This is a genomic window from Mycobacteriales bacterium (assembly GCA_035995165.1).
Classification (GTDB): domain Bacteria; phylum Actinomycetota; class Actinomycetes; order Mycobacteriales; family CADCTP01; genus CADCTP01.
On record DASYKU010000042.1, the window covers coordinates 1 to 10,693 of the forward strand.

8 protein-coding genes are annotated in these 10,693 nt (G+C 73.1%); 6 read left to right on the plus strand and 2 right to left on the minus strand.

The window, feature by feature from the left end; translation table 11 throughout:
• Nucleotides 1-838: 838 nt before the first annotated feature.
• From VGP36_06830 to VGP36_06850, 5 genes are all read left to right on the plus strand, one after another.
• A complete protein-coding gene (locus VGP36_06830) occupies nucleotides 839-1,441 on the plus strand; it encodes a TetR/AcrR family transcriptional regulator (protein ID HEV7654435.1) in 603 nt (200 codons plus the stop codon).
• Nucleotides 1,442-1,535: 94 nt separating this feature from the next.
• A complete protein-coding gene (locus VGP36_06835) occupies nucleotides 1,536-3,191 on the plus strand; it encodes an acyclic terpene utilization AtuA family protein (GenBank protein HEV7654436.1) in 1,656 nt (551 codons plus the stop codon).
• A complete protein-coding gene (locus VGP36_06840) occupies nucleotides 3,188-4,777 on the plus strand; it encodes a carboxyl transferase domain-containing protein (protein ID HEV7654437.1) in 1,590 nt (529 codons plus the stop codon). Before VGP36_06835 ends, VGP36_06840 begins: the two co-directional genes overlap by 4 nt.
• The gene (locus VGP36_06845; GenBank protein ID HEV7654438.1) at nucleotides 4,774-6,642 is read left to right on the plus strand and encodes a biotin carboxylase N-terminal domain-containing protein; all 1,869 of its coding nucleotides are present in this window, start codon (nucleotides 4,774-4,776) and stop codon (nucleotides 6,640-6,642) included. The genes VGP36_06840 and VGP36_06845 overlap by 4 nt, the downstream gene beginning before the upstream one ends.
• Nucleotides 6,642-7,802, plus strand: coding sequence for an acyl-CoA dehydrogenase family protein (locus tag VGP36_06850; GenBank protein HEV7654439.1), 1,161 nt, complete (start codon nucleotides 6,642-6,644; stop codon nucleotides 7,800-7,802). The genes VGP36_06845 and VGP36_06850 overlap by 1 nt, the downstream gene beginning before the upstream one ends.
• On the opposite strand, the gene VGP36_06855 is transcribed toward VGP36_06850, so the two are convergent.
• Together VGP36_06855 and VGP36_06860 are read right to left on the minus strand one after the other, a co-directional pair.
• Nucleotides 7,796-8,677, minus strand: coding sequence for a S41 family peptidase (locus tag VGP36_06855; protein ID HEV7654440.1), 882 nt, complete (start codon nucleotides 8,675-8,677; stop codon nucleotides 7,796-7,798). The two genes, VGP36_06850 and VGP36_06855, sit on opposite strands and share 7 nt — an antisense overlap.
• Before the next feature lie 50 nt (nucleotides 8,678-8,727).
• The gene (locus VGP36_06860) at nucleotides 8,728-9,324 is read right to left on the minus strand and encodes a TetR/AcrR family transcriptional regulator (protein HEV7654441.1); all 597 of its coding nucleotides are present in this window, start codon (nucleotides 9,322-9,324) and stop codon (nucleotides 8,728-8,730) included.
• Between the two features lie 77 nt (nucleotides 9,325-9,401).
• Here VGP36_06860 and VGP36_06865 point away from each other — a divergent pair, with 77 nt between their 5' ends.
• Nucleotides 9,402-10,064 (plus strand): NAD(P)H-binding protein, encoded by a 663-nt coding sequence (locus VGP36_06865; protein HEV7654442.1) that lies wholly within the window; start codon nucleotides 9,402-9,404, stop codon nucleotides 10,062-10,064.
• Nucleotides 10,065-10,693: the final 629 nt, after the last annotated feature.

A 10,693-nucleotide genomic window follows, 5' to 3' on the forward strand; every position in this document is an offset into this window, starting at 1 on the left:
GCCGTTCGGGCCCATGGGTGGGACCGTGCGTCGCCGGCTTGGTCGGCCCGGCGCGGGCCTGCGACGGGCTTTCCGGGGGCTCCGCCCCTCTCGACCCCGCCAGGGCTCCGCCCTGGACCCCGGCATGGGGCGTCCCGCCCCTACAACCCCGGGAATGTGAAACGGGAGTCAGGTCCGGGGCCGGGATCGGGGGGCGGCCAGGCGGAGGGGTGCTCCCCGCCTTGGCCGTGGTGCTGACCGAAAGCCACTCAACGAGCGTGCTGACGTTCTGCAGCGCGGCTACCGGAGCGGGCTCCCCTCCGCAGGCCGCATACAAGAACCCACACGTGCTCGCTCCGCTTCACCTTCCAGGGGGTTGTAGGGGGCGGGACGCCCCATGCCGGGTCCAGGGCGGAGCCCTGGCGGGGTCGAGAGGGGCGGAGCCCCCGGAAAGCCCGTCGCAGACAAGAGAAGACAACGAAACCCGGGAACGCACGGTCCCACCCACAAGCCCCAACAGGCCATCAAGGCCGGGCCCCGTTCGCTGCACGGAAGCGGGCCGGACTCGGGAGCGGGGGGACCCGGAAGCGGGCGGGCCACAGGCCCGAGAGCGGGGGCCAGGCCGGAGGCCCAGAAAAGGGGGAAGGCGGGGGCCGCGGTGAGGCGGTCCCCCGCCTTCTGGTGGGGTCTCCGGCGCCGTGGGGGGATCGGAACCGGAGGGCTGAAGCATAGGGCACAACCCCTGCGGTTCCGCTGCCCCCCAACATCGGTTTCACCCGTTCGGCCCTTACTCCTCTCAGGAATCAGGCGTGAAACAAGCAGTCTTGACTGTTTGTCCGCGCTCCGGGAAGCTCCCCCCGTGAGCGCACCCCCGTCCGCGACCCGGCAGCAGCAGCGCAGTCGCTCGACCCAGCGGCGGGTGCTGGAGGCCGCGGTCGACTGTCTGGTCGAGCGCGGCTGGTCCGGTACGACCACCACGCTCGTCGCCGAGCGGGCCGGCGTCTCCCGGGGCGCCCAACTGCACCACTACCGGACGAAGTCCGACCTGCTCGTCGCCGCGGTCGAGCACCTGGCCGAGCGCCGGTCGGCGGAGCTGCGGACCCAGACGGCCGCGCTGCCGGCCGGCGGTGACCGGGTCGCCGCGACGATCCGCCTGCTGGCGACCCTGTTCACCGGCCCGCTGTTCTCGGCCGCGATCGAGGTCTGGGTGGCCGCCCGGACCGACCCGACGCTGCGGACGGCGCTGGTGCCGGTCGAGACCCGGTTCGGCCGCGAGGTGCACCGGCTGACCGTGGAGATGCTCGGCGCCGACGAGTCCCGCCCGGGCGTACGGGAGGCGGTGCAGGCGACGCTCGACCTCATGCGCGGCCTCGGTGTCGCCAGCCTGCTCACCGACGACTCGGCCCGCCGGACCCGGCTGCTGGCCGAGTGGAGCCGCCAGTTGGAGAGGATCCTGCGGTGAGCCGACGAGGGAGCGGGCCCCCCGGGTGGTGGTCCCGGCGGAGCGACCGACGAGGCGAACAGAGGGCAGCACAGTCGTGATCCGGATCGGGAACATGAGCGGGTTCTACGGCGACCGGCTGGCCGCGATGCGGGAGATGCTCGAGGGTGGCCCGCTGGACGTGCTGACCGGCGACTACCTGGCCGAGCTGACGATGCTGATCCTGGCCCGGGACCGCCTCAAGGACCCTGCGACCGGGTACGCGAAGACGTTCCTGCGCCAGCTCGAGGACTGCCTCGGCCTCGTGGTGGAACGCCAGGTCAAGATCGTCGTCAACGCCGGCGGCCTGAACCCGGCCGGCCTCGCCGACGCCGTACGGCGGCTGTCCGACCGGCTCGGGCTCACCACGAGCGTCGGGCACGTGGAGGGCGACGAGCTGCCGGCCGAGGGCGACGCGATCGCCACCAACGCGTACCTGGGCTGCTGGGGCATCGTGGAGTGCCTGCGCGGCGGGGCCGACGTCGTGGTGACCGGCCGGGTCACCGACGCCTCCCTGGTGGTCGGCCCGGCGGCCTGGCACCACGGCTGGGCCCGCGACGACTGGGACGCGCTGGCCGGCGCGACCGTGGCCGGGCACGTGCTGGAGTGCGGCCCGCAGGCGACGGGCGGCAACTTCAGCTTCTTCCGCGAGATGCACGACGTCCGGCATCCCGGGTTCCCGCTGGCCGAGGTGGCCGCGGACGGTTCGGCCGTCATCACCAAGCACCGGCACACCGGTGGCGCGGTCACGGTCGAGACCGTCACGGCGCAGCTGCTCTACGAGACCGGACCGCAGTGGTACGCCGGCGCGGACGTGGACAGCGACCTCGCCTCGATCCGGCTCACCCACGAGGGGCCGGGACGGGTCCGGATCTCCGGTGTGGCCGGCCTGCCCCCGCGACCGGAGCTCAAGGTCGGCTCGGTCCGGCTGGCGGGCTTCCGGAACGCGACCACGTTCGTCCTCACCGGCCTCGACATCGAGGCCAAGGCGGCGCTGGTCCGGGACCAGGTCGAGCGCGAACTGGCCGGGAAGGGCCCCGAGAGTCTGGAGTGGACACTCGCCCGGACCGATCACCCGGACGCCGACACCGAGGAAGGGGCCAGTGCCCTGCTGCACCTGTCCGTACGGGATCCGGATCGGGCGAAGGTCGGCCGGGCCTTCTCGCGGGTCCCGATCGAGCTTGCCCTGGCGTCGTATCCGGGCTTCCACGTGACCGCGCCGCCCGGCGACGCCAGCCCGTACGGCGTGTTCACCGCGTCGTTCGTGCCGCAGTCCACTGTGGAGCATCGGGCCGTGCTGCCGGACGGGTCGAGCGTCCCGGTGCCGCCGCCACCGCCCGGAGCCGCCGGGCCTACCACGAACCTCACGCGGCCGAGGGTCGAGGAGCTCGATCTCGGGCCGACCCGGCGGGTGCCGCTGGGCACGATCGCCGGTGCCCGCTCCGGCGACAAGGGCGGCGACGCGAACATCGGGCTCTGGTTCCGCAGCGACGAGGCCTACCGGTGGTTCGAGGGCTGGTTGACCGGCGCCCGCCTGCACGCGTTGCTGCCGGAAGCCGAGGGGCTGCCGCGGACGATCACGTGGCTGCCGAACCTGCGCGCGGTGAATGTCGTGGTCGGCGGAATCCTCGGCCAGGGGGTGGCGGCCAGCAGCCGGTTCGACCCGCAGGGCAAGGCGTTGGGCGAGTGGCTGCGGTCCCGGCTGGTCGACGTGCCCGAGGTGCTGCTGTGATCCGGTCCACTCTGGACACTTCCTCCCCCGAGTACCGGGCCGCGTACGAGCACAGCCAGGTGCAACTGTCCGAACTGGACACCGAGCTGGCGAGGTCCCGGGCCGGCGGCGGTCCCAAGTACGTCGAGCGGCACCGCGGCCGGGGCAAGCTGCTGGCCCGGGAGCGGATCGAGCTGCTGCTCGACCGGGACTCGGCGTTCCTGGAGCTGTCCCCGCTGGCCGCGTGGGGCAGCGACTACCAGGTCGGCGCCTCGCTGGTGACCGGTATCGGCGTCGTGTCCGGGGTCGAGTGCGTGATCACCGCCAACGACGCGACCGTCCGCGGCGGCGCCAGCAACCCTTGGACCGTACGGAAGGCGTTCCGGGCCGACGACATCGCCCGGGAGAACCGGCTGCCGCTGATCAACCTGGTCGAGTCGGGCGGCGCGGACCTGCCCAGCCAGGCCGAGATCTTCGTCCCGGGCGGACGGTTGTTCCGGGACCTGACCCGGCTGTCGGCGGCCGGGATCCCCACCGTGGCGCTGGTCTTCGGCAACTCGACCGCGGGCGGCGCGTACGTGCCCGGGATGAGCGACCACGTGGTGATGATCCGGGACCGGTCGAAGGTGTTCCTGGGCGGGCCGCCGCTGGTGAAGATGGCGACCGGCGAGGACGCCGACGACGAGGCGCTCGGCGGTGCGGTCATGCACGCCACGACGAGCGGGCTGGCCGACCACCTGGCCGAGGACGAGCGGGACGCGCTGCGGATCGGCCGCCGGATCGTGGCCCGGCTGAACTGGCGCAAGGCCGGACCAGGGCCGACCGAGCCGCCGGACGAGCCGCTGCACGACCCGGACGAGCTGCTCGGCATCGCCGGCGGCGACCTGCGGGTCCCGTACGACCCGCGCGAGGTGATGGCCCGGGTCGTCGACGGCTCCCGCTTCGACGAGCACAAGCCCGTGTACGGGTCGTCGCTGCTGACCGGCTGGGCCTCGATCCACGGGTACCCGGTCGGCATCCTGGCCAACGCCCGCGGTGTCCTGTTCGGGCCGGAGTCGCAGAAGGCACAGCAGTTCATCCAGCTGGCCAACCAAACCGACACCCCGCTGGTGTTCCTGCAGAACACCACCGGCTACATGGTCGGGACCGCGTACGAGCAGGCCGGGATCATCCGGGACGGCGCGCTGATGATCAACGCCGTGTCGAACTCGCGGGTGCCGCACCTGACCGTCGTGATGGGCGCCTCGTACGGGGCCGGCAACTACGGGATGTGCGGCCGGGCGTACGACCCGCGGTTCCTGTTCAGCTGGCCGGGGGCGAAGTCGGCGGTGATGGGGCCGGCGCAGCTGGCCGGGGTGCTCTCGATCGTCGCCCGGCAGGCAGCCGCGGCCCGCGGGCAGGCGTACGACGAGGACGGCGACGCCGCGCTCCGGCAGGCGGTGGAGACGCAGATCGAGGCCCAGTCGCTGGCGTTCGCGATGTCCGGCCGGCTCTACGACGACGGCGTGATCGACCCGCGCGACACCCGTACGGTGCTGGGGTTGTGCCTGTCGGCGGTGCACTCGTCGTCCTGGCAGGGCACCCGGGGTTACGGGGTGTTCCGGTGATCCGGCGGCTGCTGATCGCGAACCGGGGCGAGATCGCGCGGCGGGTGATCCGGACCTGCCGGGAGCTCGGCATCTCCCCGGTCGCGGTCCACTCCACTGTGGACAGTGGCGGCGCCTGGGTCCGGGAGGCCGACCTCGCGGTCGAGCTGCCCGGCGCCGCGCCGGCCGAGACCTACCTCCGGGCCGACCTGCTGGTCGACGCCGCCCGCAGGACCGCGGCCGACGCGGTGCACCCCGGCTACGGGTTCCTGGCCGAGGACGCGGGCTTCGCCCGGGCCGTGCTGGGCGCGGGGCTGGTCTGGGTCGGCCCACCGCCGGACGCGATCGCCTCGATGGGGTCCAAAGTGGACGCCAAGGCGCTGGTCGCCGCCGCCGGCGTCCCGGTGCTGCCGTCCTGGGCGCCGGACGCGGTCCCGGCCGACGCGCGCTATCCCCTGCTGGTCAAGGCCTCCTACGGCGGCGGCGGCCGCGGCATGCGGATCGTGGCCGGCCCGCAGGAGCTGGCGGACGCGGTCACTGCCGCCCGGCGGGAGGCGGAGTCGGCGTTCGGTGACGGGCTGGTGTTCGTCGAGCTCTGGCTGGAACGATCCCGGCACATCGAGGTCCAGGTCTTCGGCGACACGCACGGGAGCGTGCTGGCGCTGGGCGAGCGGGACTGCTCGGTGCAGCGGCGGCACCAGAAGATCGTCGAGGAGGCCCCGGCCGACATCCCGGAACCGCTGCGGCAGCGGCTGTTCGACGCCGCGGTCGCCGCGGCCCGCGCGGTCGGGTACGTCGGCGCCGGCACGGTCGAGTTCCTCGTCGATGCCGACGGCCAGCCGGCCTTCCTGGAGATGAACACCCGGCTGCAGGTCGAGCACCCGGTGACCGAGGCCGTGACCGGGCTGGACCTGGTCGCGTTGCAGCTGCTGGTGGCCGAGGGCGAGCCGCTGCCGTTCGACACCCCGCCGCCGGTCCGCGGGCACGCGATCGAGGTCCGGCTCTACGCCGAGGATCCGGCCGCGGACTGGCGCCCGTCCACCGGCGTGCTGCACCGGCTGGCCGTGCCGGGCGACCTGCGGCTGGACTCCGGCGTGGTCGACGGCGACGTGGTCTCGCCGCACTACGACCCGATGCTGGCCAAGCTCGTCGTGCACGCCCGGACCCGGGCGGCGGCCGCCCGCATGCTGGCCGCCGCGCTGGCCGGCGCCCAGCTGCACGGGCTGACCACGAACCGGGACCTGCTGGTCCGGCTGCTGCGGTCGGACGCGTTCGCGGCCGGGCCGCACACCGCCGTGCTGGCCGAGCAGCCCGAGCTGTTCGCCCCGCTGGCCGGTCCGGCCGAGATCGAACGGGCCGCGCTGGTCGCGGCGCTGGCCCGCACCGCCCGCCCACGGACCGTGCAACCGACGCTGCCGACCGGCTGGCGGAACAGCCCCTCGCAACCGGCGACGGCCACGTACGCAGGTCCGGACGGGCCGGTCACGGTGTCCTACCGGCCGGCACCCGCGGCCCCGGACGCGGTCACGCTCGTCGACGACGGGATCCGCACCACCTACCGGGTGCACGCGATCGGCGATGTGTCCTATGTGGACGGTCCTGGCTGGTCGGTGACACTGTCCGAAGTGGACCCGCTGCCGGAGCCGGTCTCAGCGCTGCCGGCCGGGTCACTGACCGCGCCGATGCCGGGCCAGGTCGTCGCCGTCCGGGTGGCCAAGGGCGACCGGGTCACCGCCGGGCAGCCACTGCTTGCGCTGGAGGCGATGAAGATGGAGCACGCCGTGCTCGCCCCCACCGACGGCGTGGTGGCCGAGCTGCGGGTGGCGGCCGGGTCGCAGGTGGACGCCGGTGAGGTCGTGGCCGTGATCGAACCCGAGGAGAGCTGATGGACTTCGCCGAGACCGCCGAGCAGCGGCTGCTGCGCTCGTCCGTCGCCGAGGTGGCCGCCCGCTACGGCCACTCGTACTGGCTGGACAAGGCCCGGACGGGCCGGAAGACGGACGAGCTCTGGGCCGAGGTCGGCCGGCTCGGCTACCTCGGCGTCAATGTCCCGGAGGAGTACGGCGGTGGTGGTCGCGGCATCGTCGAGCTGGCGATCGTGGCCGAGGAGCTGTCCACGGCCGGCTGCCCGCTGCTGCTCATCGTCGTCTCCCCCGCCATCTGCGCGACGATCATCGCCAAGTCCGGCACGACCGAGCAGAAGGAACGCTGGCTGCCCGGCCTGGCCAGCGGCGAGCTGAAGATGGCGTTCGCCATCACCGAGCCGGACGCCGGCTCCAACTCCCACAAACTGTCCACAGTGGCCACTCGCGACGGCGACGACTGGCTGATCAGCGGGCGCAAGACGTACATCTCCGGGGTGGACGAGGCCGACGCGGTGCTGGTCGTCGGGCGGGCGCAGGACGCCCGGACCGGCACGCTGCGCCCGGCCCTGGCGGTGGTGCCGACCGACGCACCCGGCTTCGAGAAGGCGCCGATCCCGGTGGAGATCACCGGTCCGGAGAAGCAGTTCACGCTGTTCCTGGACGACGTCCGGCTGCCGGCCGACGCGATGGTCGGCGAGAGCGCGGACGCCGCGCTGGCGGCCCTGTTCGCGGGCCTCAACCCGGAGCGGATCACCGGGGCAGCGTTGGCCAACGGCATCGGGCGGTACGCGCTGGGCAAGGCCTCGGCGTACGCGAACAGCCGGCAGGTCTGGGGCGTCCCGATCGGCAGCCACCAGGGTCTGGCCCACCCGCTCGCGCACGCGGCGATCCAGCTCGAGCTGGCCCGGCTGATGACGACGAAGGCGGCCTGGCTCTACGACACCGGCGACGACACCGCGGCCGGTGAGGCCGCCAACATGGCCAAGTACGCGGCCGCGGACGCCTCGATGCTCGCCCTGGACCAGGCGATCCAGACCCACGGCGGCAACGGCATGGCCACCGAGTACGGCCTGGCGACACTCTGGGGGGCGACCCGGCTGATCAAGACCGCCCCGGTGAGCCGAGAGATGATCCTGAACTTCGTCGCCGGCCACACCCTCGGGCTGCCGCGCTCCTACTGAACCGCCGCCAGCGCCAGCTGGTAGGCCGCCGGGAACGGGTCGCCGGTCTCCACGTCCGGAGTGATGCCGACGCCCTCCCAGTTGGCGCCGGTGGTGGCGCCGAGCGCGCGGGCGGTGGGCACCGTCAGCTCCAGGTGCGGGTGCAGCCGGTAGCCCTCGCACGGGTGGGCGCCACCGCGGGTCCGCTCACCGACGACCGTGGTGTGCGGCCGCAGCTGCTGCAGGTCGTACGCGAGCTCCTCAGCGCCGGAGAACGTGTCCGGGCCGACCAGCACGGCGAGCGGCTTGGTGCCGCCGAAGCGCGGGCCCGGGACCCAGGGCACCGACCACGACTGGAACGTCTCGCCGGTGTCGCGCTGGTGCATCGTCACCAGGTGGGTGTGCTCGTCGAGCAGGTAGCCGCAGACGAGCGCGACCGTGCGGGGGTCGCCGCCGCGGTTGCCGCGCAGGTCCAGCAGCAGGGCGTCGGCACTCGCCACCAGCTGCAGGGCCGCGGTCACCGCCGGTCCGGCCGAGCCGATCGGGAACAGGCTCGGCGCCAGCGCGAGCAGCGCGACGTTGCCCTCCAGCAGCTCGATCTTGGCCACCCCGCCCATCGACCGGACGGCCTTGGCGTGCCGGGCGGCCGCGTCGGCGGCGTCGTCCCACACCTCCGGGATCGGTTCGTCGTAGTGCCTCAGCCGCAGGTGCAGGTCGCCGTTGACCGACTGCAGGTCCCGGGTGACGGCCTCGGCCAGCGCGGCGGGATCGCCGTCGGCGTACCGGGCGGCGGCGAGGACCTCGCGCACCCGCTTCGCGACGTCCTCGAACACGTAGTGCTCGACGACCAGGTCGCCCGCTCGCGTCACCAGCTCGTCGATCTCGGTCGGCTGCATATCTCCAGTTTCTTGGTCGTTTCGCCGGTCAGACAGCACAGCACAGCCAATCAGGGTGCGAGCCCGCGCAGCATCGTGTCTACGACGCTCTCGGCGAACTCCGCCGTGGGCGGACGCGGCGGCTCCTCCCCCACCAGCCGGACCAGGAACGCTCGCTGGTAGCAGGCGCCGAGCAGCAACGCCGCCGCCGCGTCCGGGTCGGCGTCGGCCGCGACGCGTCCGGCCTTCTGCTCGGCCCGCAGGTAGTCGGCGAGCATCTCGTTGGCCCGGTGCGGCCCGACCCCCCGCTCCAGCAGCCACTCCCGGTGCCGGGCCACCAGCCCCGGGTCGCCCAGCATCGAGCTGCCGATGGCCAGGCCGCCGGCGTAGAACCGGACGCCCAGCTCGACCACCTCGACCAGCCGGTCCCGTACGGACCCCGTGCCGGCCTGGGACGGGAGCTCGGCCAGCGTCCGGGTCAGGTTGGGCAGTCGCTCCTTGAGCACGCCGAGGAAGATCTCCTCCTTGTCCCGGAAGTGCTTGTAGAGCAGTGCCTCGGAGCAGCCGCAGGAGCGGGCGATCTCCTTGGTCGTGGTCCGGGCCAGGCCGAGACGGGTCATCACCTCGGCCGCCGCGTCCAGGATCCGGTCCCGCGTGCTCGTACTCACGCTTGACAGGTTAGTGGGTGTTCACTCACTCTCATTGGGTAAGTGAACACTCACCCACCCCGACGGAGGTTTCGTCCATGCGTGTGACGGTGATCGGTGCCAGCGGCGGGATCGGCTCGGAGTTCGTCCGGCAGGGGATCGAGGACGGGCACGAGATCACGGCGGTCGTCCGCGACTCGGCCCGCAGCAGCGCGGCGATCCGGGAGTGGGAGAAGGTGCCGGTCGGCGGTCCGGGGCGGCTCCAGGTCGCGGTCGTCGACTCGCTCTCGCCGGGCGCGCTGGTGGACGCGGTCGCCGGACGGGACGGGGTCGTCTCCGCGCTCGGGCCGGCCGGGCGCGGCAGCGACCCGACCGTCAACTCCCGCGGCGTCCGGGCCGCGACGATGGCGATGCGCGAGACGGGGACGCTGCGGATCGTCGCGGTGAGCGCGGCGCCGCTGTTCGCCGACGGACCTTTTGTCTACCGCCGGGTCGCTCGGCCTTTGTTGTGGGCCGCGTTCGGAGCGCACTACCGCGACCTGGTCCGGATGGAGCAGGTGCTGGTCGAGTCCGGTCTCGACTGGAGCACCGTGCGACCGCCGAAGCTCACCAACCGCGCCGGCGGCGGTCACCCCGGTCTCGTCGCGGATAGCCCGCCCGTCGGCGGGTTCGTCGCCCGGGCCGACGTCGCCTTTGCGATCCTGCGGGTTCTTTCCGATTCGAGCACTATTGGTCACCACGTCGGAGTTGGACCCCGCTGAGGGTTCCGCGCTCCCGAATGTCTCCTCGTCTGCGTGGGTCATCCCCGCCCTCCTGGTTCTCTCCTGGTTACGGGGGTCGTTCCGGCCTTCTTGTTCTCTCCTGTCTGCGGGGGCACCCCGGGACCTCGGTGTTCGCTCTTGTGGTTTGCATCGCTTGCCGGGGGTTCAGCTCCCCGCTTTGGCCGTGGTGCTGACCGAAAGCCGCTCATGAGTGTGCTGACGTTCTGCAGGGCGGCTACCGGAGCGGGCTCCCCTCCGCAGGCCGCATACAAGAGCTCGCTCCGCTTCACCTTCCAGGGGGTTGTAGGGGGCGGGACGCCCCATGCCGGGTCCAGGGCGGAGCCCTGACGGGGTCGAGAGGGGCGGAGCCCCCGGAAAGCCCGTCGCAGACAAGAGAAGACAACGCAAGCCGGGTACGAGGCTGCGTCCTACTACTGCGAGTGGTAACTACTACTCGCAGTAGTACGAGATCCGGAGAACACCGTCTGCCGGTGGCGCCCGGACGGCAGGTTCGGCGTATCGGCAGACCAGGCCGCGCCGGGCGGAACCCGGCTCACGCGGCGAGGCGGTGGCGGGTCTGGTCGAGGGCCTTGGCGCCGCAGCCGCCGGGGATGCGCGGTGCCCAGGCC

Excerpts from the sequence above, each read along its gene's own strand:
- VGP36_06855 (HEV7654440.1), bottom strand. The coding sequence starts at position 8,677 with ATGCAGCCGACCGAGATCGACGAGCTGGTGACGCGAGCGGGCGACCTG.
- VGP36_06850 (HEV7654439.1), top strand. The coding sequence starts at position 6,642 with ATGGACTTCGCCGAGACCGCCGAGCAGCGGCTGCTGCGCTCGTCCGTC.
- VGP36_06835 (HEV7654436.1), top strand. The coding sequence starts at position 1,536 with ATGAGCGGGTTCTACGGCGACCGGCTGGCCGCGATGCGGGAGATGCTC.
- VGP36_06865 (HEV7654442.1), top strand. The coding sequence starts at position 9,402 with ATGCGTGTGACGGTGATCGGTGCCAGCGGCGGGATCGGCTCGGAGTTC.